19 protein-coding genes are annotated in these 21,061 nt (G+C 68.6%); 5 read left to right on the forward strand and 14 right to left on the reverse strand.

The genetic code is table 11. From position 1 onward, the window contains the following. The 3 genes from M1M07_RS22545 to M1M07_RS22555 all read right to left on the reverse strand — a co-directional run. A partial coding sequence (locus tag M1M07_RS22545; RefSeq protein WP_248675578.1) for an SDR family oxidoreductase occupies nucleotides 1-1,165 on the reverse strand: 1,165 nt, incomplete at its 3' end. Further along, complete coding sequence (locus tag M1M07_RS22550) at nucleotides 1,162-2,526, reverse strand: TIGR01777 family oxidoreductase (protein ID WP_248675579.1); 1,365 nt, start codon at nucleotides 2,524-2,526, stop codon at nucleotides 1,162-1,164. The genes M1M07_RS22550 and M1M07_RS22545, both read right to left, overlap by 4 nt. Before the next feature lie 67 nt (nucleotides 2,527-2,593). Then, a complete protein-coding gene (locus M1M07_RS22555; RefSeq protein ID WP_197254747.1) occupies nucleotides 2,594-3,964 on the reverse strand; it encodes a deoxyribodipyrimidine photo-lyase in 1,371 nt (456 codons plus the stop codon). Between the two features lie 178 nt (nucleotides 3,965-4,142). Here M1M07_RS22555 and M1M07_RS22560 point away from each other — a divergent pair, with 178 nt between their 5' ends. After that, the gene (locus tag M1M07_RS22560; RefSeq protein WP_248675580.1) at nucleotides 4,143-4,367 is read left to right on the forward strand and encodes an RNA-binding S4 domain-containing protein; all 225 of its coding nucleotides are present in this window, start codon (nucleotides 4,143-4,145) and stop codon (nucleotides 4,365-4,367) included. Here M1M07_RS22560 and M1M07_RS22565 read toward each other — a convergent pair whose 3' ends face one another. After that, a complete protein-coding gene (locus M1M07_RS22565) occupies nucleotides 4,368-6,632 on the reverse strand; it encodes a LuxR C-terminal-related transcriptional regulator (protein ID WP_248675605.1) in 2,265 nt (754 codons plus the stop codon). Between the two features lie 219 nt (nucleotides 6,633-6,851). Between M1M07_RS22565 and M1M07_RS22570 the strand changes: the two genes are divergently transcribed. Together M1M07_RS22570 and M1M07_RS22575 are read left to right on the forward strand one after the other, a co-directional pair. Next, on the forward strand, nucleotides 6,852-8,498 hold the full coding sequence (locus M1M07_RS22570; RefSeq protein ID WP_248675581.1) for an NAD(P)/FAD-dependent oxidoreductase: 1,647 nt from the start codon (nucleotides 6,852-6,854) through the stop codon (nucleotides 8,496-8,498). A 50-nt stretch (nucleotides 8,499-8,548) separates the two neighbouring features. Beyond that, nucleotides 8,549-9,523, forward strand: coding sequence for an alpha/beta hydrolase (locus M1M07_RS22575; protein ID WP_248675582.1), 975 nt, complete (start codon nucleotides 8,549-8,551; stop codon nucleotides 9,521-9,523). Here M1M07_RS22575 and rraA read toward each other — a convergent pair. Beyond that, nucleotides 9,481-9,975 (reverse strand): ribonuclease E activity regulator RraA, encoded by a 495-nt coding sequence (gene rraA / locus M1M07_RS22580; protein ID WP_248675583.1) that lies wholly within the window; start codon nucleotides 9,973-9,975, stop codon nucleotides 9,481-9,483. The two genes, M1M07_RS22575 and rraA, sit on opposite strands and share 43 nt — an antisense overlap. A gap of 125 nt (nucleotides 9,976-10,100) precedes the next feature. Between rraA and M1M07_RS22585 the strand changes: the two genes are divergently transcribed. Further along, the gene (locus M1M07_RS22585) at nucleotides 10,101-10,853 is read left to right on the forward strand and encodes a FadR/GntR family transcriptional regulator (RefSeq protein ID WP_197254739.1); all 753 of its coding nucleotides are present in this window, start codon (nucleotides 10,101-10,103) and stop codon (nucleotides 10,851-10,853) included. Nucleotides 10,854-10,871: 18 nt separating this feature from the next. Here the strand turns inward: M1M07_RS22585 and M1M07_RS22590 are convergent, their stop codons facing one another. The 5 genes from M1M07_RS22590 to M1M07_RS22610 all read right to left on the reverse strand — a co-directional run bounded on the left by M1M07_RS22590 (nucleotide 10,872) and on the right by M1M07_RS22610 (nucleotide 16,337). Continuing rightward, nucleotides 10,872-12,101 (reverse strand): Nramp family divalent metal transporter, encoded by a 1,230-nt coding sequence (locus M1M07_RS22590; protein WP_248675584.1) that lies wholly within the window; start codon nucleotides 12,099-12,101, stop codon nucleotides 10,872-10,874. Further along, nucleotides 12,098-12,472: a DUF5313 family protein gene (locus M1M07_RS22595; RefSeq protein WP_197254737.1), complete on the reverse strand. Its 375-nt coding sequence runs from the start codon at nucleotides 12,470-12,472 to the stop codon at nucleotides 12,098-12,100. The genes M1M07_RS22590 and M1M07_RS22595 overlap by 4 nt, the downstream gene beginning before the upstream one ends. An 18-nt stretch (nucleotides 12,473-12,490) precedes the next feature. Next, nucleotides 12,491-14,332: a long-chain fatty acid--CoA ligase gene (locus M1M07_RS22600; protein ID WP_248675585.1), complete on the reverse strand. Its 1,842-nt coding sequence runs from the start codon at nucleotides 14,330-14,332 to the stop codon at nucleotides 12,491-12,493. 88 nt (nucleotides 14,333-14,420) lie between these two features. Continuing rightward, entirely contained in the window at nucleotides 14,421-15,743 is a 1,323-nt protein-coding gene (locus tag M1M07_RS22605) for an MFS transporter (RefSeq protein ID WP_248675586.1), read from the reverse strand. A gap of 123 nt (nucleotides 15,744-15,866) precedes the next feature. Beyond that, nucleotides 15,867-16,337, reverse strand: a complete 471-nt coding sequence (locus tag M1M07_RS22610) for a MaoC family dehydratase (RefSeq protein WP_248675587.1) — start codon at nucleotides 16,335-16,337, stop codon at nucleotides 15,867-15,869. Between the two features lie 254 nt (nucleotides 16,338-16,591). Between M1M07_RS22610 and M1M07_RS22615 the strand changes: the two genes are divergently transcribed. Beyond that, nucleotides 16,592-17,086, forward strand: a complete 495-nt coding sequence (locus M1M07_RS22615) for a hypothetical protein (RefSeq protein WP_197254731.1) — start codon at nucleotides 16,592-16,594, stop codon at nucleotides 17,084-17,086. Between the two features lie 34 nt (nucleotides 17,087-17,120). On the opposite strand, the gene M1M07_RS22620 is transcribed toward M1M07_RS22615, so the two are convergent. From M1M07_RS22620 to M1M07_RS22635, 4 genes are all read right to left on the reverse strand, one after another. Beyond that, entirely contained in the window at nucleotides 17,121-17,996 is an 876-nt protein-coding gene (locus tag M1M07_RS22620) for a hypothetical protein (protein ID WP_248675588.1), read from the reverse strand. A gap of 85 nt (nucleotides 17,997-18,081) precedes the next feature. Then, complete coding sequence (locus M1M07_RS22625; RefSeq protein WP_248675589.1) at nucleotides 18,082-18,804, reverse strand: ABC transporter ATP-binding protein; 723 nt, start codon at nucleotides 18,802-18,804, stop codon at nucleotides 18,082-18,084. Continuing rightward, the gene (locus M1M07_RS22630; RefSeq protein ID WP_248675590.1) at nucleotides 18,780-19,670 is read right to left on the reverse strand and encodes an ABC transporter permease; all 891 of its coding nucleotides are present in this window, start codon (nucleotides 19,668-19,670) and stop codon (nucleotides 18,780-18,782) included. Before M1M07_RS22630 ends, M1M07_RS22625 begins: the two co-directional genes overlap by 25 nt. A gap of 31 nt (nucleotides 19,671-19,701) precedes the next feature. Further along, entirely contained in the window at nucleotides 19,702-21,051 is a 1,350-nt protein-coding gene (locus M1M07_RS22635) for an LLM class flavin-dependent oxidoreductase (RefSeq protein WP_248675591.1), read from the reverse strand. Nucleotides 21,052-21,061: the final 10 nt, after the last annotated feature.

Raw genomic sequence — 21,061 nt, forward strand, 5'->3', positions numbered from 1 at the left:
GGCCCACCCCACCCGCGAACCGATCCAGCCAGCCCCGGATCGTCCACGCCAACGGGAAGGAATACCAGCCGTTCTCGCCGCCGATGCTCTCGACGACCGGCCACACTTCCCGCGCGGGGCAGTCGCAGTCCAGACTGCGTTCGTCGGTGAACACCACTTCCCCGGCCCAGTCGGGATCGGACGGCAGCGGGTCGGCGGGTGCGCCGACCGGTGAGGCGTTCGCCCACGTGGTTTCCACCTCGCCGCGATCGATGCGGCGCAACGCCAGCGCGACCGCGTCCCGGTATCCGGTCGTGCCGCCCGGTGGGGGAGGGATCACCGCGTCGATGTCGTGCTCCGAGACGACCGCATCGGTGCTCAACGATTCGATCAGTGCACGCCCCAGCGACGGGGGTATGGGGGTGACCAGGCCGATCCACAGGCCGGCCAGTCTCGGGGTGAGGACCGGGAGCACCACGATGTGGCGCCGCCGCAGTCCCGCGACCTCCGCGTAGACCTGCAGCATCTCTCCGTAGCGCAGCACGTCGGGGCCACCGATGTCGAAGGTGCGACTGCGCGGCAGCGGTGCGTCGGCGGCCGCGACGAGATAGTGCAGCACGTCGCGCACCGCGATCGGCTGGATCCGGTTGTTCACCCAGCGCGGTGTGGTCATCACCGGCAGACGGTTGCCGAGGTGGCGGATCATCTCGAACGACGCCGAACCCGACCCGATGACGACGCCCGCCTGCAGCACCAGCGTAGGTACCCCGGAGTCGAGGAGGATCCGGCCGACCTGTTCCCGCGACCGCAGGTGCGGCGAGAGCCGGTCGGAATTCGGATGCAGGCCACCGAGATACACGATCCGGCCGACACCGGTATGCTGCGCCGCCGCGGCGACGTGCTCGGCGGATCGCTGTTCGGCCTCCTCGAATTCGCCTCGCCCGCCCATGGAGTGGACGAGGTAGTAGACGACGTCGATGTCGCGGCACGCGGTCTCCACCGAGTCCGGATCGTCGAGATCGCCCTGCATCACGTCGACGTCACCGGCCCACGGGACGTCACGCAACTTGTCGGGGGTGCGGGCCAGCACCCGCACCCGATGCCCGGCGGCGACGAGGCGAGGGGCGAGCCGTCCGCCGATGTATCCGGTGGCGCCGGTGACCAGGATGCGCAGCGGGGCAGTCATGCCTGTTCGAGGATGTGCCCGAGTTGATGCCGCAGGCTGTCCTCGATGTGGGGACGCCGGAAGGTGTGCCCGGCCTCGAGCAACCGGCGCGGCACGACGTGCTGGTCGGCGAGGGCGAGTTCACGGGCACCCTGGTCGCCGAGAAGCAGTTTCGGACCGAACGACGGCACCGGCAGCAGCGCCGGCCGGTGCAGCACGCTCGCCAGGATCCGCGTGTAGTCCTCGTTGCGGACCGGTTCCGGTGCAACGGCATTCACGGGTCCGGACAGCGACGGGTCCGCGAGCGCCCGGTGGTAGACGTCGTTCAGATCGTCGATGTCGATCCACGACAGCCACTGCCGACCGTCGCCGAGCCGGCCGCCGAGCCCGGCCGCGAACAGCGGACGCAGGATCTGCAGGGTGCCGCCGCGTGGAGTCTGCACGATGCCGGTGCGCACGTGGACCACACGCAGGCCACCGGCTTCGGCGGGTTTCGTCGCGGCCTCCCAGTCGGCGACCAGGTCGGCGAGGAATCCCGAACCGCGGGAAGCGTTCTCGTCGAGCATCTCGTCGCCGCGGTAGTAGCCGTACAGGCCGATCGCGGACGCGCACACGAACGAGGCCGGTCCGTTCGCGGTGTTCGCCGCGCATTCGGCGAGCAGCCGGGTGGGTTCGATCCGGCTGTCGCGGGCCGCGGCCTTGTGCTCGTCGGTGAATCGTCCACCGATGGACGCACCCGCCAGGTGCACGACGGCGTCCACGCCTTCGAGCAGATCCTCGGCCGGTTCCTGCGGATTCCATTGCCGCTCGTGGTGGTCCCGGGGTGCTCGGCGCACGAGCCGGATCACCCGGTATCCGCCGCTGGTCAGAAACGCGGTCAGTGCGGTGCCGACCAGCCCGGAGGTCCCGGTGACCGCGACCGTCACCGGTCGCACACCCTGCGACTGGGCCCAGCGGTGTGCGTCCAGGTCGTCGGCGATCTGCCGGTGCCGGTAGCGGAAGGTCTGCAGCAGAAGCTTTTCCGGGATCGGGGTGTCCACCCGGTCGACGATGCGGGTGCGGCCGCGGCCGACCGCCTCGAAGATGTGCTCGTGCCGCCACGATGCGACGAGACCGGCGGGCAGCGAGGTGAGACCGTCGCGGCCCAGTTCGTCGACGAAGCGCGCGGGCGGATCGTAGTCTTCGGGCCGGTGGTCGGCGATCCACCGCAGGCCTCCGGGAAGGCCCAGCACCGCGCGGCCGTCGGCGAGCGAATCCGCCTCCGCGATCACCCGCATCGGCTGCCACGGCGGCATCAGCCGCTGGATCGCACCCGGCCGGGCGTGCCAGGCGAAGACCTCGTCGCGCGGCACGTCGACGATGCTCGAATACTCGATGCCCATGGTCCCCTCCGTATCAGCTTCGTCGTATCCGGTGGTTCGGGGCGGCGGTGTCCCCGGATGGGTGGATCTACCGTCTCGCGATCTCGCCGTACCGGGCCAGCGCGACCTGCCGTTCGTGTGTGTGGTCGACGATCGGGTCCGGATAGCCCGGGGACGATCCGTTCGGTGACGTGCCGGTCGGCGGCCGGTGCACCCCCTTGCCGGGAATGCCGCGCAGTTCGGGTACCCAACGGCGTACGTAGTCACCCGTCGGGTCGAACTTCTCGCCCTGGGTGGTCGGGTTGAACACCCGGAAGTAGGGTGCCGCGTCGGTGCCGCACCCGGCCGTCCACTGCCATCCGTGCTGGTTGGAGGCCAGATCGCCGTCGACGAGGTGATCCATGAAGTGCCGGGCGCCCCACCACCACGGCAGGTGCAGATCCTTCGTGAGGAACGAGGCGACGATCATCCGCACCCGGTTGTGCATCCAGCCCTCCGCGAGCAGCTGGCGCATGCCGGCGTCCACGATCGGGAATCCGGTGCGACCCTGCTTCCACGCGGTGAACGCGCGGTCCGCTTCCGGGCCGGTGTCGTAGCGGATGTTGTCGAACCGGTCGTTGTAGTTGCGGCGGGCGGTGTCCGGGCGGTGGTGCAGCACGTCGGCGTAGAAGTCGCGCCAGCACAGTTCGCTGCGCAGTGTCGTCGCGCCGGGATCGGAACGGTCGCGCAGGTCGTGCAGCAGGGTGCGCGGATGCACGCACCCGAACTTCAGGTACGGAGACAGCCGGCTGGTGCCGTCCAGGTCCGGGCGGTCCCGGTCGCTGTCGTACCGGTCCAGCGCGTCGTCGCGGAACTGCTGCCAGCGTTTCCGTGCCGCTGCCTCTCCGGCGGGCGGCAACGCGACCCCGAGGCTGTCGTCGTCGGCCGGTATCGACGTTCTGCCGTCGACGCCGTCCGGGTCGATCCACGCCACCGTCGACGCGCCGGTACGGGCCGGTGCCCGCCACCCGTGCTCGAGCCATGCCTTCCGGAACGGCGTGAAGACCCGGTACGGGCTGCCGTCGCCCTTGAGGATCCTGCCCGGTGAGACCGCGTAGGGCGATCCCGTCCGCACGAGCGGCACGTCGCCGAGGGCATCCTCGACGGCCCGGTCCCGGCGCGACCCGTACGGGGCGTAATCGGCGCTGAGGTGGACCGATGCCGCGTCGAGGTCGCGGGCGAGCCGAGGGATCACCGTCACCGGATCCCCGCGGACGACGAGCAGGCGTCCGTCGAGGTCGTCGTCGAAAGCGCGCAGGCACCGCAGCAGGAAGGCGGTGCGCGGGCAGGGCCGCAGCAGCCGGTCGTCGAGCACGAACACCGCGGCCGCGCTGTCTGCCGTGTCGGCGGCAGACAGCAGGGTGGGCAGGTCCTGCAGCCGCAGGTCGCGGCGGAACCAGACCAGTGCGGGGCTACTCACCCGTCCAGTGTGCCCGGATCGCATCGTGACGACACACGACTTCGGCGGCCCCGTAGATCCCGCAGACGAGGTAGACAGCCGCGCGCTGGCGGCAGCGCGCCGCTGTCTTTCCGATCTGCGGCTACTCCGCGGGGCCCGCGAATCGTCGAAGCCTCCCGCCTCGGAGAGAATGGGAGTCATGTCCGACGCCTACGAAGTACCCATCCGCGACGAGTCGATCCGGCTCGGCCAATTCCTGAAGCTCGCGAACCTCATCGAATCCGGGGCCGAGGCGAAGGAGGTCATCGCGGACGGACTGGTCTCCGTCAACGGCGAGGCGGAGTTCCGGCGCGGGCGGCAGCTGCACGTCGGCGACATCGTGGAGATCGCAGGGGCCAGCGCACGCGTCACCCGCGAGGCGTAGCTACGCCGCGCGCGCCGCGACCCACGCGGCGATCTGCGTGCGCGACCCGAAACCGAGTTTCGCGAGGATCCGTTCGACGTGACCGTCGACCGTCCGCGGTGAGATCACCAGATGCTCGGCGACCGCGCGGTTGCTCAGGCCCTCCGCAATGAGCGCGGCGATCTCGAGTTCCCGTTTCGTCAGGGGCGAAACACTCGTCGGTGCGGTGGCCTCGGCGGCGGCTTCCCCGAGCGCGAAGACCACCGCTTCGTCGATCGTGGTCCCCGCATACGCGGAGGCGAGCTTGCCGAATTCGGCTTCGCCGAGCGCGTCGACGGCGCGCTGCCGCGCGGTACGCGAATCGTCGGTGACATGGGGGCCGAACGCCGAGATGTCGGTGCCCAGCCGTGTCCACACCGCGTCGGCCGCGCCGAACAGGCGCGCCGACATCCGGGGATCGGATCCCGCACATGTCCACGCCAGCACCTCGATCGACAGCGCGGTGCAGATCTTGTCCTTGTAGGACCGCTGGATACGCAGGGCGGCCCGGGCCGCGTCCACCCCCGCGCCGGGTGCCCCCTGATGCAGATGCACCAGGCTCGAAACCCACAGCGAATAGGCACGATTCCAGTTCTCGCCGTGGCGCTCGGACAGGTCGAGGACCGTCTTGCAGGTGGCGAGCGCGTCGTCGGCATGCCCGTCGTAGATCTGCGCCATGGCGAGCTGGAACGACGCGGTCAGCACCGCGGCGGTGTCCTCGTGGGAGCGGAGCACCGCGATCGCCGACTCGTACAGGCCGATCGCCTCGGTGGTGCGGCCGCGGAAGAGCAGGTGCAGGGCCGCCCAGTGGTCGGCGTGTGCACCCAGGTGATCGTCACCGAGAGTTCCCGCGAGAGAACGGCATTCGGTCAGGTGCCGCTCGGCCGCATCGTGATCTCCCTGGATCAGTGCGATCCAGGCGGCCACCCACAGGGCATCGCCGCGGGCGCGGACCGGATCGGTGACGTGCTGCAGGATGCGCTCGAGGCGGGTGCGGCCGTCGGCGAGGTTGCCGCCTGCGATCCAGTGATAACGCAACGCCACCGCGAACTCGGCGGTGGTCGGCGACGACGATTCCTCGCGCAGCGACCAGTCCAGCGCCGCAATGTGATTCGGATGGTCGATACGCAGGTTCGTGAGGATGTCCCGCTGTGTCGATCCGCACCAGTCCTGCGCGGCGCGTGCGGCCCGCGCGGCATAGTGGTCGCGATGCCGGCGATACAGTTCCGCAGTCTCGCCGCACCTCTCGGCAAGCTCGGCTCCGTATTCGCGCACGGTCATGAGCTGGGTGTACCGGAGCTCTTCGGCGGCGCGCTCGGTGCCGACGAGGGACTTGGCGACGAGCCGGTCGAGCAGGTCGACGATCCCGTCCACGGGAAGCGCACCGAACCCGCACACCGCCTCTGCCGCTTCGAGATCGAACGAACCGGGGAAGACGGAAAGGCGTGCCCACAGCAGCCGCTCGTCCTCCGAGCACAGGTCGTAGCTCCAGTCGATCAGAGCGCGGAGGGTCTGCTGCCGCGGCAGGGCGCTGCGGTTACCGCCGGTGAGCAGCGCGAACCGGCGGTCGATCCGCTCGACGAGTTGTGAGGGCGACAGCGACCGCAGCCGGGTCGCGGCGAGTTCGACGGCCAGCGGGATGCCGTCGAGGGACCGGCACAGCTGGGCGATCGCGTCGGCGTTCGCGTCGGTGAGCTCGAAGTCGGAGACGGTGTTGTGGGCGCGTTCGACGAGCAGCGTCACCGCCTCGAACGGCGCGATGTCCACCGCCCGGTATCCGGTGCCCGGCGGGGGAGTGCCCAGCGGCGGCAGCAGGTAGGTCTGTTCCCCGGCGATGCCGAGCGGTTCGCGGCTGGTGGTGACCACCCGGATCTCCGGTGCTGCGGCCAGCAACGACGTGACCAGCGTGATCACCGCGGAGAGCAGGTGCTCGCAGTTGTCGACGACGATCAGCATGTGCCGGTTGCGGGTGTGCTCGGCGAGCTTGTCGAGCACGGGACGATTGGACTGGTCGGTCACGCCGAGGGCCGCGGCGGCCGCGGACGGCACCGTGTCCGGGTCCCGGACGGCCGCCAGATCGATCCACCGGACCGAATCGCGGAACGCGCGCGCCGAGCGCACCGCCAGCTCCTCCGCGAGCCGGGTCTTGCCCACCCCGCCGGGTCCGACCAGCGACACCAGACGGGCCTGCTGCAGGCACGCGCGGGCCGCGTCGAGTTCACGGCGACGCCCGATGAAGCTGGTCAGAGACCTGTGCGGGGCGGTGGTGGCGGACAGCGCCGGACTCCCTTCCGAGATGCCGAAGGATCGAGGCCGAAGATACCCGATCGGGCTGTGACCCCCAACACAGGTAGCTACGGGGGTGTTCTCCCCCATGTGGGGTGGGTGTGATCCACGTCATGGTGGTCGTGTCCGGATCGGCACCCCCCGAGTGCCTTCCCCCGTGATCCACGAGGAGTCAGCATCATGTCCTTCGATCCTTCTTCCGCCTCTCCCGACGTCGACGCGGTCGTGGTAGGAGCCGGGTTCACCGGCCTGTACGCGCTGTACAAGATGCGCGACGAAATGGGCCTGACGGTCCGGGTTTTCGACGCCGCCGACGATGTGGGCGGCACCTGGTACTGGAACCGGTATCCCGGCGCGCGTGTCGACATCGAGTCGGTCCACTACTCGTACTCGTTCTCGAAGGAACTGCAGCAGGAGTGGCAGTGGAGCGAGCGGTTCGCCGCGCAACCGGAGATCCTCGACTACCTGCGGCACGTCGCCGACCGCTTCGACCTGCGCAAGGACATCACGTTCGGTACCCGCATCACCTCCGCGGTGTGGGACGAGGACCGCCGCGTGTGGACGGTGGGCACCGAGTCCGGCGACTCGGTCACCGCGACCTACCTGATCTCCGGTGCGGGCAACCTGTCGGTGCCGAAGAAGCCCGAGTTCCCGGGCATCGAGAACTTCGCCGGCGAGGTGTACCTGACCGGCAACTGGCCGCACGAACCGGTCGATTTCACCGGCAAACGCGTCGGGATCATCGGCACCGGGTCCAGCGGCATCCAGGCGATCACCGAGATCGCGAAGCAGGCCGGGCACCTGTCGGTGTTCCAGCGCACCCCGAACTATGCGACGCCGATCGGCAACACCCCGGTCACCGACGAGGAGATCGCGCACGTCAAGGCGCACTACGACGAGATTCGCGCTGCCTCCCGCAACCACTTCCTCGGCGTCCCGTACGACCAGGTGCAGGACTCCGCGCTCGCGGTCTCCGCCGAGGAACGCCGACGTGTGTTCGACGAGCGTTGGGACGCAGGCGGATTCCGATTGTTCATCGACAGCTTCCGGGACATCCTGTTCGACAGGGAAGCCAACGACACGGTCGCCGAATACATCCGCGAGCGCATCTACGAGCGGGTGAACGATCCCGAGGTCGCGAAGCTGCTCGCGCCGACGAACTACCCCTACGCGACCAAGCGTCCGCCGCTCGAGACGAACTACTACGAAACCTACAACCGCGACAACGTCACCCTCGTCGACGTCGCGAGCGCGCCGATCCGGGAGATCACCGCGACCGGTGTCCGTACCACGGCCGCCGACCACGAACTCGACGTGATCGTCCTGGCCACCGGATTCGACGCGATGACCGGGCCGCTGCTGGCGATGGGCATCGTCGGCCGCGACGGCGAGCGGCTCGAGGACAAGTTCGCGGGCGGACCGCGCACCTATCTGGGGCTGATGATGCACAAGTTCCCGAATCTGTTCCTGGTCACCGGCCCGCAGTCCCCGTCGGTGCTCTACAATATGCCGCTCGCGATCGAGGACCACGTCGACTTCGCCACCGACGCCATCGCCCATCTGCGAGAGCGCGGTCTCGACACGATCGAGCCGACCCTCGAGGCAGAGGACGCGTGGGTCGAGCACTGCGCCGAACTGGCTGCGGCAACGCTGATGCCGAACACCGACTCGTGGTACATGGGCGCGAACATCCCGGGCAAGCCGCGGGTCTGCATGGTCTACCTCGGCGGAGCGCCCGCGTACCGGGCCAAGTGCGCCGAGGTCGTCGAACGCGGCTACGAAGGCTTCGAGCTCGGCGGTGGCGAGCAACTCGCCCGCGCCTCCTGACGACGCTCCGATCACTCAGCAGCACAACACTTTCGAAAGAAGGCAGACAGATGGCACTGGACGAGCACGTCGCGCAGTTGATCGCGGGACTGCAGGCACAGGGACTGAAGTCGTTCGAGCAGATGTCGGTGGACGAAGCGCGCGCAGTCGTCGCGACGTTCACCGGGCTGCAGGCGCCGGCCGAACCGGTCGCGCGGGTTCACGAGGCGCGGTACAGCAGCGCCGGCCGGGAGCAGGACCTGCGGATCCATGTCCCGGAGGGCGAGGGGCCGCATCCGGTGGTGCTGTACTTCCACGGCGGCGGATTCGTGGCGGGGAGCCTGGACGTCGTCGAGGAGCCGGCTCGCGGAATCGCCAACGCCACGGGCGCCATCGTGGTGACCGCCGCGTACCGGCTCGCGCCCGAGCACCGGTTCCCGGCTGCGCCGGACGACGCGTGGGCCGCACTGAAGTGGGTCGCCGCCCACATCGCGGACTACGACGGCGACCCTGACAACATCGTGATCATGGGCGACAGCGCCGGCGGCAACCTGGCGGCCGTCACGGCGCTGCGGGCCCGTGACCAGGGCGGACCCCGGCTGCGCGGGCAGGTGCTCGTGTACCCGGTCGTCGATCCGGAGGCGCAACTGCCGTCGCGGAGAGAATTCGCCGAGGGGTACGTGATCACCGCGGCGGGGCTGGACTGGTTCTGGGGGCAGTACCTGTCCGAGCCCGGCGATGCGCAGAATCCCTATGCGGTGCCCACCCGCGCGGACAGCCTGGCGGGTCTGCCGCCGACGCTGATCCTCACGACGGAGAACGAGGTGGCGCGCGACGAGGCCGAGGAATACGGCGCCCGCCTCCACCGGGACGGTGTCGACGTGACCACCGTGCGATTCGACGGCCTCGTGCACGGGGTGTTCTGGATGTCCGGTGCGGTGCCGCGCAGTCGTGAACTACGCAGTGCGGTAGCCGAATTCGTCGGCACCGTCACCGCATCCGATCAGGCCTCGGCGCGGACGACGACGCCGTCGCTGTCGCTGTAGACGATCTCACCCGGGTTGAACGTGACCCCGCCGATCTCGACGGGCGCGTTCTTCTCCCCGGAGCCGGTCTGGGTGCTCTTGCGCGGGTTCGTGCCCAGCGCCTTGATGCCGATCTCGAGCGTGCGCAGGATCGCCGAGTCGCGGACCGCGCCGTTGACGATGACCCCGGCCCAGCCGTTGTCGACGCCGCGGCCGGCGATGATGTCGCCGACGAGCGCGGTGTGGATGCTGCCGCCACCGTCGACCACGAGGACACCGCCGTTGCCCGGCTCGCTCAGGGTCTGCTTGACGAGCAGGTTGTCCTGGAAGCAACGGATCGTGGTGATCGGCCCGCAGAACTCGGTGTGCTTGCCGAACTGGATGAACTGCGTGTCGCAGCTGCGGATGTCCGGGCCGATCTCGTCGGCCAGGTCGGCGGTGGCGGTGAACTCGGGCTTGGTTGCTTCGCTCATGTAGCAGAGGATAAGTCCCAGCTCATACGGTCAGATGATCGTACTCATAACCGGTCAAAGCGGTAGATTCTTGTATTCTTACCGGACAGCGCTTGGGCTGTGCGACGGGACTACAGGACGGTGAAATGCCACTCGACGGACGCTCGACGGTTGTTCGCGTGCCGAAGGCCGGCGAACTGATCGCGGCGAGCCTGCGCAGGCAGATCATCACCGGTGAGCTCGAGCCCGGCGAGCCGCTGCCGAACGAAGCGGCCCTGATGGAACGGTTCGGGGTGTCCCGGCCGACGCTGCGCGAGGCGTTCCGCATCCTCGAATCCGAAGGCATCATCACCGTACTGCGCGGCGCCCACGGCGGCGCCCGCGTGCAGGCGCCGGACCGCTCCACCGCGGCCCGCTCGACCGGTCTGCTGCTGCAGTACCGGGGCGTGCCCCTCGCCGATGTCTACCGGGCCCGCACCGAACTCGAGGTCGCGGCGGTCGGTCTGATCGCCGCGAACCCGGAAGATCGCGTCGACACCCTCGCCGAACTGGTCGAACGCGGCGCGGAACTGACCGGTGACCCGATCGGGTTCGCGCGGTACGACACCGAGGTGCACCGCATGGTGATGGAACTCGGCGGCAACCAGACGATGGCGGTACTCGCGGGCATGCTGCTCGACATCATGGACGCCCACAACGCCCTCTACATCTCGACGCGCAGCGACGTCTCCGACCGCCCCGGCGCGTCGGTCGCGCTGCGCGCGAACCGCAAGCTCGTCGAATTGTTGCGCAACGGGGAACCCGGTGCCGCCGAAGCCTTTTGGCGCAAGCATCTCGACAGTGTCGAACGGGTCATGACCGGGGATTCGGCGACGACGCTCGTCGAGGTGCTGTCCTAGCGGGCGACGCGGCAGCGGTCAGGCGGTGAAGGTCAGCCACAGCAGCGTCGCATTCAACGCGACGATCAGACCCACCGTCAGCCAGGCCGCCGCACTCGTCGCCGGAAGATTGCGCTGCGCGCCCATCAACACCGGATCGGAACTGATCCGCACGAGCGGCACCAGCGCGAACGGAATGCACATGCTCAGCACGACCTGACTGAGCACCAGGGCGAACGTCGGATCGACACCCGCCGCGAGCAGGATCAGCGCGGGCACCATCACGATCACGCGTCGCACGATCGGCCGGAGCCGGATGTGCAGCAGACCCGCCATGATCTCGGCGCCGGCCGCGGATCCCACCGCCGTCGACGCGAGGCCGGACGCGAGCAGGCCGACCGCGAAGACCACGCCGATCGTCGGGCCGAGGGAATCGGTGATCGCGGCGTGCGCACCCTCGATGCTGTCGGTGCCCTCCCGTCCGCGCAGCGCCGACGCGGCGAGCAGCAACATGCCGATGTTCACGCTGCCCGCCACGACCAGGCCACCGGCGACGTCCCAGCGGGTCGCCCGCATCACCCGGTCCAGGCGGGGGCCGGGTTCGACCCGGCCGTGCCGGGCGCGGGCGAGCGCCGAATGCAGGTAGATCGCGTGGGGCATCACCGTCGCGCCGAGCATCGACGCCGCCAGCAGGACCGTGTCGGTTCCCTCGAAGCGGGGCACCAGCCCGGCCGCGGCGTCGGTGAACGACACATCTGTGAACGCCAGGCCGGTCAGGAACCCGACGGTGATGATCGCCAGCAGCGCGACCACCACGAACTCGAAGGAACGCTGTCCGCGACGGTCCTGCACCGACAGGATCGCGACGGACACGGCACCGGTGATCAGCCCACCGACGAACAGGGGCAACCCGAACAGCAGGTGCAGGGCGAGGGCACCGCCGATCACCTCCGCGACGTCGGTGGCGATCGCCATCACCTCGGCCTGGAGCCAGAAAGCGCGGCGCGACGGGGTGCGCAGGCGCATACCCAGCAGCTCCGGCAGGGAACGCCCCGTCACCACACCGATCTTCGCGGACAGGTACTGCACGAGGATCGCCATGATGTTGGCGACCACCAGCACCCACAGCAACAGATATCCGTAGCGGGCACCGGCGGTCAGATTGGCGGCGACGTTACCGGGATCGACGTACGCGACGGCCGCCACGAAGGCGGGCCCGAGCAGGAGGAAGAGACGCGACTGGTGCGTCCGAGTGTCGATAGAGGTCACCGACCGAATCGGCGTTCGTACTCCGCGCGCTCGCGGTCCGCCCGCTCCCGCTCCTTCGCGCCGAGCAGGGCCGGGTCCAGGCCGTGCTGCTGCAGCCGGTGCCGCTGCCAGATCGGCCGCAGCGCGACCGAGAAGTAGATCCAGGGAAGCAGCAACAGCAGCATCATCGCGATCGGAATCCACACCGGGCCCGGAATCAGCAGGAACAGCAGAAGGAACGGGATGATCGGGGTGATCCAGCGCACCAGGTAGCGTCGCGTGCTGCCGGGGCCGAGAACGTCGTTGCGCACCCAGTCCTGCATTTCTGTCGGCAGCCGACGACCGAAGACGTAGCCGATGAGCTGGATTGGATTCGGTCGTGCACTACTCATATGGACCAGGATAGTGGCCTACCCGTAGAGGCCGGAGATGCTGTCGGCGAATCGGTCGACCACCACCTTGCGCCGAAGCTTCATGCTCGGGGTCAGATCACCGGCCTCGATGCTGAGTTCCCGGTCCAGGATCGTGAACTTCTTGACCTGCTCCCACCGGTTGAGCTGGGCGTTGAGCTCGTCGATGTAGGCGGCGATCAGCGACTCGGTCTTCTCGTGCCGCGCGATCTCCGCGAACGACAGCCCCTCCAGTCCGTTCTTCTTGGCCCACTCACCGATGGCCTCGGCGTCGAGCGCGACCAGCGCCACGCAGTACGGCTTGCCCTCGCCGTGCACGACGATCTCGGCGGCGTACGGGCAGATGCCCTTGAACGTCGCCGCGACCGCGGACGGTGCGACGTACTTGCCCTGCGACGTCTTGAACATGTCCTTCTTGCGGTCGGTGATGCGCAGGAAGCCCTCGTCGTCGATCGAACCGATGTCGCCGGTGTGGAACCAGCCGTCGGCGTCGAACGCCTCGGCGTCCGCATCGGGACGGTCGTGGTAGCCGCTCATCACGCCGGGGCCCTTGATCAGGATTTCCCCGTCCTCGGCGATCTCGACGTCGGTGCCGGGGAACGGCCAGCCGACGGTGCCGAACCGGTACGCGCTCGGGCGGTTGAGGAACGACGCGGCGGACGTCTCCGACAGGCCGTACCCTTCGAGCACCTTGATGCCGACCGCGTCGAACCACTGCGCGACCTCGGCGTCGAGCGGGGCGGAACCGGAAACGAAGAAGCGGAGCCGGCCACCGAAGCGTTCCCGGATGGTCGAGAAGACGAGCTTGTCGGCGATCTTGTACTGCACCGTGTCCAGTGCGGACGGGGATCGTCCCTCCTGGCGGGCCTTCGACGTGCGCAACCCGACCCCGATCGCCCAGTCGAAGATCTTCTTCTTGACGCCGCCTTCCTCCTCCATCATTCCTTCGATGCGGGCGTGCGCCTTCTCGAAGATGCGGGGAGCGGCACCCATGAACGTCGGGCGAACCACCGCGAGATTTTCGACGATCTTGTCGACGCGACCGTCCACGACCGTCGGGAAACCTATCTGGATCGGCACGCTCAGCAGCACCTTGCCGAACACATGGGACAGGGGCAGCCATAGATACTGCAGGTCGTCGGGGTGCAGGATGCCCAGCGAATCGACCGCGGCCGCGGTGTACGTCCACGCCGAATGCGGCAGCCGCACACCCTTCGGCTTGCCGGTGGTCCCGGACGTGTAGATCAGCGTCGCCAGATGCTCGGGCTTGATGCCGTGGATGCGATCGAGCACGACGCTGTGCTGCTCCGCGAGCAGCTTGCGGCCGAGGTCCTCGAGTTCGGACAGGCCGATCACCCAGTCGCCGTCGCCGGTGCCGTCGATGACCACGACCTTGCGCACGTCGGGCAGTTCGCTGCGGTGGGCGGCGAGTTTGCCGACCTGTTCCTGATCCTCCGCGATGACCACGCGGCTGCCGGAGTTCGAGACGATGAACGCGACGTCGGCGGCGTTCGTCGTCGGGTACACGGTGGTGGTGGCGCCGCCGGCGCACATCGTGCCGAAGTCGGCGAGGATCCATTCGTACCGGGTCGACGACGCGAGTGCGACACGATCCTCCGGTTCGATCCCCAGGGCGATCAGGCCGCCGGCGATGAGACGCACGCGGTCGACGGTCTGCTCCCACGTGACACTCGCCCAACCGCCCTGGCCGTCCGGGAAGCGGAACGCCTCGTCGTCCGGGTTGCTGGTGACGCGGTCGATGAGCATTCGCGCGAGCGACGGCGACCGCTGTTCGATCTTCGAGAAGTCGACGGGCTCGTCGGATTTGCGAAGGACGGTCATGCGCCCAAGTCTAGGAAGCCTGGTCGGCTCCGTCTCCGCTTCCGACAACCTCGATGCGCACAGTGGGGAGGCACGCCCGCGCGGCGGGTTACGCGCGGGTGTCTTGTGGGGCGGCGGATGGTGGTGAGGCGGCTGTGGCCGGTTCCCGGCCGATGGCGAGTGCCATGAGCGCGGCGATCGCGCACAGGGCCCCGGCGACATAGAACGCGGCGTCGTACCCGCCGAGACGGTCGCGGACCAGACCCGCCAGGAACGCGACCAGTCCCGCACCGACCTGGTGCGACGCGAGCACCCAGCCGAACACGATCGGGGCGTCCGGACCGAAGTGCCGGCGGCACAGCGCGACCGTGGGCGGGACGGTCGCGACCCAGTCGAGGCCGTAGAAGACGACGAACGCGATCATCGGCGGGTGCACGGTGTTCGCGAACAGCAACGGCAGCACGAGCAGCGAGATGCCGCGCAGCAGGTAGTAGATGCCGAGCAGGCGGCGTGCGTCGAACCGGTCGGTGAACCAGCCGGAGGCGATGGTCCCGACGACGTCGAAGATCCCGATCACCGCGAGCAGGCTCGCCGCGGCCGTCAGGGGCATGCCGTGGTCGTGGGCCGCGGGCACGAAGTGCGTGCCGACGAGGCCGTTGGTGCTGGCACCACAGATCGCGAATGTGCCTGCGAGAAGCCAGAAGACGCGGGTGCGCGCGGCGGTCGCCAGGACCTGCAGGGCGCGCAGCCCGGCGTTGCCGGTGCTCGGCTCGACACGCACGTAGTCGGGGCCGGCGCCGTAGGGGACGGTGCCCACGTCCTCGGGCCGCTCGCGCAGGAACAGCACGACGAGCGGCACGACGGCGAGCGCCGCGAACGCCACCGTCAGCGCGACCGCCTGCCAGTTGTACTTCTCGGCGAGCAGCGCCAGGACCGGAAGGAACACGAGCTGACCCGCCGCGCTCGCGGCGGTGAGGATGCCGGTGACCAGACCGCGGCGCGCGACGAACCAGCGATCGGTGACGGTCGCGACGAATGCCAGCGCCATCGACCCGGTGCCGAGCCCGACCAGCACGCCCCACAGCAGGATCAGCTGCCAGGTGGCGGTCATGAAGACCGTCAGTCCGCTGCCGGCGGCGACGAGCCCGAGGGCGGCGGTGACGACCGCGCGCATCCCGAAGCGTTCCATCAGGGCCGCGGCGAACGGCGCGGTGAGGCCGTAGAGGACCAGATTGATCGATACGGCCGCCGAGATGCTCGCCCGGGACCAGCCGAAATCCGCGTGCAGCGGTTCGATGAGCACGGACGGCGCCGCACGGAACGCGGCGGCGCCGACCAGTGCCAGGAACGCAACGGTCGCGACCACCCAGGCGAAATGGATCCGGTGGGTGGTCGGGGGAGGAGCGGCGGTCTCGATCGTCACGGCGATCATTGTCTCCGGTAACGACCGCTCGGTGCCAGTGGCAGAAATGCCAGACGTCGTCCGAATTCTGCCACCGGCCGACCCGAGTTGCGACGGGCGGCGTGATTCCGCCGCTCGCTCACGCCTGCTCGATCACTCCTCGAAGTAGCGGAGGATCACCTCGACGACGACAGCGGGACGCTCGCTGCCTTCCAGTTCGATCCGTCCGTCGACGGTGAGCTGCACGCCGCCCTTGGGAAGTTTCTCGAAATCCTTCAGGCTTGCGTCGAGGCGGACCTTGCTTCCCGCCGGCACAGGGTTGGTGAAGCGCACCTTGTTCAGGCCGTAGTTCACGGCCATGGTGGCGCTGTCCACCTTCAGGATCTGCTCCCACATGGGGATGAGAAGCGAGAGGGTGAGGAAGCCGTGCGCGATCGGGCCGCCGAAGGGGCTCTCGGCCTTAGCGCGCTCGAGATCGATGTGGATCCACTGGTGGTCGTCGGTGGCGTCGGCGAAGGTGTTGATCCGGTCCTGTTCGACTGCCATCCAGTCGCTGGTGCCGAGGGATTTGCCGACGAGGGGCTCGAGGTCGGCGAGGGTGGCGACGTGCGTGCCGTTTGCCATGTGTTTCCTCCTGCTCGTCCTGCTCGTCGAGTCCGAGGACTCGGAAGGCCTCCGAGTCCGATGACTCGGAAAGCATTCTGTGCGAAGACTTGCTTCGCCCACACAACTTTCGAGCGGTCGAAGGGTCACAGATGGGGCACGGTGGGGAGGGGCGGACGGCGGTGCTGGACAGACGCCACCGATGCGACCGTCCGCCGCCGAAAAGTTATGGAAGAAGGCAGGTGTGAATTGCTCGGTGCGGGGCATTCTCCGGTATGGAACCGAATCGACGACGCGCGGGCCCCGAGGCGATCCTCGGGGGCCGATTGCTTGCCTTCGCCGGTGACGGCGACATCGTAGGTCTGTCCCAGTACGTGACCGCGCTCGTGTACGGGGCGGCACCGGGTGACGCCTCGTACGACGATGTGCTCGAGTGGGTGGTCACCACGATCGCCGACGTGATCACCGACAAGATCGGGCCGATCGTCGACAGCGAGGTGGACGGGGTCACCGGCTTCGCGGTCACCTTGCGGACTCCGGACGGAATCCAGCTGGCGATCGACGACCTGCCCGCCCCCGAACGACATGTGTGGAAGGCGATCGCCGAGGTCCTCGACGGAGACCTCCCGCGGGCCCACGGCACTCTCGCGCCCGTCGAACACGGAAGTGAGCCCGGGGAGCAGGCCCATGCGTTGATCGAGGCCGTCAGCTGGCTCGATCGGCTGCTCGACCTTCCCGCACTGAACGGGCCGTACACGGTTCCCGAATAGGGAACACCTCGACGTCGTTCACACGGGCTCGTGATCAAAGACGTTCTGCGCGTGGAGCGGTGGCCGACCTCGGAATCTCGACAACCGACCGCTCGGTCGAATCCTGCGTCCGCACCGGCTTCACGCCGATCAACGTTCGGCAGTCCGGTGTGACGAGCCAGATCCGGCCCGCGTGCTCGACCTCGAACAGTCCGTCCGCACGTCGGCTGAGGATGCCGGCCGGAAGCTGCGCAGCGCAGGAGCGTACAGCTGCGTGAAGTTCCTCGTCGGGGGCCTCCAGTAGGCCCTCGATCTTGGCGAAGGACCGCTGAACGCGCGCGGTCAGATACACCTCGGAGGCATCGAAGACGTCCGCGAACCGCTCCGGCGGCACCGGTTCTCCCGGCTCCCGGCGCGGGGCGGTCGACGGCCGCCGCGGAATGTGGCGCCGGAAGCGTGAGGGAACATTGCTCTTGACCTGTTCCCAGGTACGCTCCCGGTGGACGGTGGAGTAGGCCGTGATGGCCGTCCGGTCGGGGGAGAGCACCAGGTCGTAACCCTGACGGGACAACCGCACGAAACCGTTCGCGGAAGTCTGGGAAGCGGACTTGACGAGGAAGTCCTCGAGCATGGAGCGCAGCTGCACCTCGGCGCTGCGCGCACTCCCGCCGTGATGGAACCGGAAGCTGTCCACGGCTCGTGTCGTGACATGGACACCGGGAATCTCGTCGAGAGTCACATCGGTGATCTCAACCGGCGAGGCGCGGATGTGGGTGTCGGTCCCGCGCGGGGACCCGTGGGTTTCCGGAGCCGCCGACGTGTTCGGGCGGACGAAGCCGGCGCAGTCGTCCTGACGGCACCAGCCGTCGAGGTACTCGGTGACGTTGGTGCAGGCGGTGCCGTCCCGGTGAAAACGCGTGCAGCGGGTCATGAAGTGAATTGTGCCGAGAACCACCGACATTCGGAAGCGTGGTTCTCGGCACGATTCGGCTGGGGCCGGGTGGCCGGGGACGGCCTCAGGCCGCGACCTCGACCCCCAGCGCCTCGAGCAGGATGCGACGGTACTCGGCGGTCTCCACGACCCGCGAGGCGCGCGGATGCGGGAGATCGACGGTCAGTTCCACCGCGAGTCGGCCGTGGTCGAGCACGATGATCCGGTCGGCGAGGGCGATGGCCTCGTCGACGTCGTGGGTCACCAGCAGCACCGCCGGCTGATGCTTGGCGCACAGCTCCTGGAGCAGCCCGTGCATCTTGATCTTCGTGAGCGCGTCGAGCGCACCGAACGGCTCGTCGGCCAGCAGCAGCTCGGGTTCCCGCACGAGCGACCGGGCGAGCGAAACTCGTTGCTGCTCACCGCCGGACAGCTCGTTCGGCCACGCCTTCTCCCGGCCCGCGAGACCCACCTCGGCGAGGGCCTTGCGGCCGCGCTCGGCGGCGTCGGACCCGTCGAGGCCGAGGATCACGTTGTCGAGCACCCGCGCCCACGGCAGCAGCCGCGAATCCTGGAACACGACCGCGCGCTTCTTCGGCACCTCGATGGTGCCGGAACCGGGGACGCCGTGGTCGAGTTCCGCCAGCGCCCGCAGCAGCGTGCTCTTGCCGGATCCGGAGCGCCCGAGCAGGGCGACGAATTCGCCGGCGCGGATCTCGAGGTCGATGCCCTGCAGGACCGCGCGGCCGTCGAAGCCACGGGCCAGGCCCGAGGTGCGGACGGTCAGCTTCCGATCGTCTTGCGCCATGCCAGCGCCTTCCTTTCTGCCGAACGGACCAGCAGGTCGCTGCCGAATCCGAGGATCGCGTAGACGACGAGGCCGACGATGATGACGTCGGTCATGCCGTAGTTGCGGGCCTGGTACATCAGGTACCCGATGCCGCTCGAGGCGTTGACCTGCTCGACGACCACCAGTGCCAGCCACGCGATGGTCACCGCCAGGCGCAGGCCGGTGAAGAAGCCGGGCAGTGCCCCCGGCAGGGCGATCCGCCGGATGAACTGGGCCCGCGACAGATCCAGTGTTTCGGCCAGTTCGACGAAGCGGGAGTCGATTCCACGCAGCGCCGAGTAGGTGTTGATGTAGACCGGGACGAACACCGACAGCGCGATGAGGAGGATCTTCATCTCCTCGCCGATGCCGAACCACAGGATCGCGAGCGGCATCAGGGCGAGGGTCGGGATCGACCGCTTGATCTGCACCGGGCCGTCGATCAGCGCCTCGCCGATGCGGGACAGACCTGCGATCAGTGCCAGGGTCAGACCGAGGGCGACGCCGATGACGCCGCCGATCAGGGCGCGCTGGACGGACGTCCACAGATTGGACTGCAGGCGTCCGTCGGCGATCAGATCGCCCGCGGTGGTGACGACCGTCCACGGTTCGGACAGGGTCTTCGGGTCGAGCACCCCCGTCGCCGACGCGATGATCCAGATCACCAGCAGCAGAACCGGTCCGATCGCGAGACCGAACTTGATGGGCTTGCCCGGAGCGAGACGACTGCGGGTGTTGCGCGGCTGCAGATCGGGCCCGCCGGTGCGTTCGGGCTTCTGGTCGGTGTCGGCATCGCCGGCCAGACCACTACCGAAACGCCGGGGTTCGACGACGGAGGTGCTCATCGACCTTGTCCTTTCGACTCGTCGGGTCCGGTCAGACGCCGGCCGACGCGAGTTCGCGCGCGTACTGGCTCGCCGGACGGGGCAGACCGTAGTGGTCGCGCAGGGTGGTGCCCGAGTACTCGGTGCGGAACAGGCCCCGCTCCTGCAGGATCGGCACGACCGTCGAGATGAACGCCTCGAGGCCCTGCGGGTACTGCGGCGGCATGATGTTGAAGCCGTCCGCGGCGCCGCCCCGGAACCACTGCTCGATGGTGTCGGCGATCTGAACCGGAGTGCCGGCGACCACGTTGTGGCCGCGCGCCCCGGCGAGCTTGTGCAGCAGCTGGCGCAGCGTGGGCTGCTCCCGCTCGACGATCTTCGCGAAGACCAGCCGGCGGCTGTTGTTGTTGTCGGTGATATCGCCGGAGCCGGCGAACAATTCGACCGGCACCTTCTCGTCGAGCCCGAGACCCGAGATGTCGATGCGACCCATCTTCTGCAACTGGCCGACACCGTATTCGACGATGGTGAGTTCGTTGAACTCGCGGTGCAGATCCTTGGCCTCGGCCTCGGTGGCGCCGATGAACGGGCTCAGACCCGGAAGGATCTTCACGTGATCGGGGTTGCGGCCGAAACCGGCTGCGCGCGTCTTGATGTCGTTGTAGAAGGCCTGCGCGTCCTCGATGCGCTGATGGGCGGTGAAGATCGCCTCGGCATAGGTGGACGCGAAATCGCGTCCGTCGTTGGAGGATCCGGCCTGCACGAGCACCGGACGACCCTGCGGGGAACGCGCGGAGCCGAACGGGCCGCGCACCTTGACGTACTCGCCGTCGACGTCGATGCGGTGGATCTTGTCGGTGTCGGCGTAGACGCCGGCTTCCTTGTCGATGACGAGGGCGTCGTCCTCCCACGAATCCCACAGCTTGATCGCGGCGTCGACGAATTCCCGTGCGCGGGCGTAACGCTGGTGGACATCGGGGTGGTCGGTGAGGCCGAAGTTCGCTGCCGCCGCATCGGTCGCGGTGGTCACGATGTTCCAGGCGGCGCGACCGTTGGAGATGTGGTCGAGCGAGGAGAACAGGCGGGCGAGGTTGTAGGGCTCGTAGTAGGTGGTCGACGCGGTCGCGATCAGGCCGAGGTGCGAGGTGACCGTCGCCATCGCGACGAGCGTGGTGATCGGCTCGAGACCGTAGTCGGGGCGGTACTTCACCTCGGTGCGCAGGGCGGGGCCGTCGGCGAAGAACACGGCGTCGAGCTTCGCGCTCTCGGCGAGGCGGGCGAGCTCCTGGAAGTAGGTCACGTCGTAGAGACGCTCGGGCACGCTGCCGGAGTGGCGCCACGAGGCCTCGTGGTGGCCGGTCGGGTAGATGAAGGCGTTGAGGTTGAGCTGGCGGTTCGTCATGTCGAATTCC

The organism is Rhodococcus sp. HM1 (genome assembly GCF_023218075.1).
GTDB lineage: Bacteria > Actinomycetota > Actinomycetes > Mycobacteriales > Mycobacteriaceae > Rhodococcus.

Excerpts from the sequence above, each read along its gene's own strand:
- M1M07_RS22575 (WP_248675582.1), top strand. The coding sequence starts at position 8,549 with ATGGCACTGGACGAGCACGTCGCGCAGTTGATCGCGGGACTGCAGGCA.
- M1M07_RS22630 (WP_248675590.1), bottom strand. The coding sequence starts at position 19,670 with ATGAGCACCTCCGTCGTCGAACCCCGGCGTTTCGGTAGTGGTCTGGCC.
- M1M07_RS22625 (WP_248675589.1), bottom strand. The coding sequence starts at position 18,804 with ATGGCGCAAGACGATCGGAAGCTGACCGTCCGCACCTCGGGCCTGGCC.
- M1M07_RS22585 (WP_197254739.1), top strand. The coding sequence starts at position 10,101 with ATGCCACTCGACGGACGCTCGACGGTTGTTCGCGTGCCGAAGGCCGGC.
- M1M07_RS22600 (WP_248675585.1), bottom strand. The coding sequence starts at position 14,332 with ATGACCGTCCTTCGCAAATCCGACGAGCCCGTCGACTTCTCGAAGATC.
- M1M07_RS22570 (WP_248675581.1), top strand. The coding sequence starts at position 6,852 with ATGTCCTTCGATCCTTCTTCCGCCTCTCCCGACGTCGACGCGGTCGTG.
- M1M07_RS22595 (WP_197254737.1), bottom strand. The coding sequence starts at position 12,472 with ATGAGTAGTGCACGACCGAATCCAATCCAGCTCATCGGCTACGTCTTC.
- M1M07_RS22610 (WP_248675587.1), bottom strand. The coding sequence starts at position 16,337 with ATGGCAAACGGCACGCACGTCGCCACCCTCGCCGACCTCGAGCCCCTC.
- M1M07_RS22615 (WP_197254731.1), top strand. The coding sequence starts at position 16,592 with ATGGAACCGAATCGACGACGCGCGGGCCCCGAGGCGATCCTCGGGGGC.
- M1M07_RS22620 (WP_248675588.1), bottom strand. The coding sequence starts at position 17,996 with ATGACCCGCTGCACGCGTTTTCACCGGGACGGCACCGCCTGCACCAAC.
- M1M07_RS22550 (WP_248675579.1), bottom strand. The coding sequence starts at position 2,526 with ATGGGCATCGAGTATTCGAGCATCGTCGACGTGCCGCGCGACGAGGTC.
- M1M07_RS22605 (WP_248675586.1), bottom strand. The coding sequence starts at position 15,743 with ATGATCGCCGTGACGATCGAGACCGCCGCTCCTCCCCCGACCACCCAC.
- rraA (WP_248675583.1), bottom strand. The coding sequence starts at position 9,975 with ATGAGCGAAGCAACCAAGCCCGAGTTCACCGCCACCGCCGACCTGGCC.
- M1M07_RS22635 (WP_248675591.1), bottom strand. The coding sequence starts at position 21,051 with ATGACGAACCGCCAGCTCAACCTCAACGCCTTCATCTACCCGACCGGC.
- M1M07_RS22560 (WP_248675580.1), top strand. The coding sequence starts at position 4,143 with ATGTCCGACGCCTACGAAGTACCCATCCGCGACGAGTCGATCCGGCTC.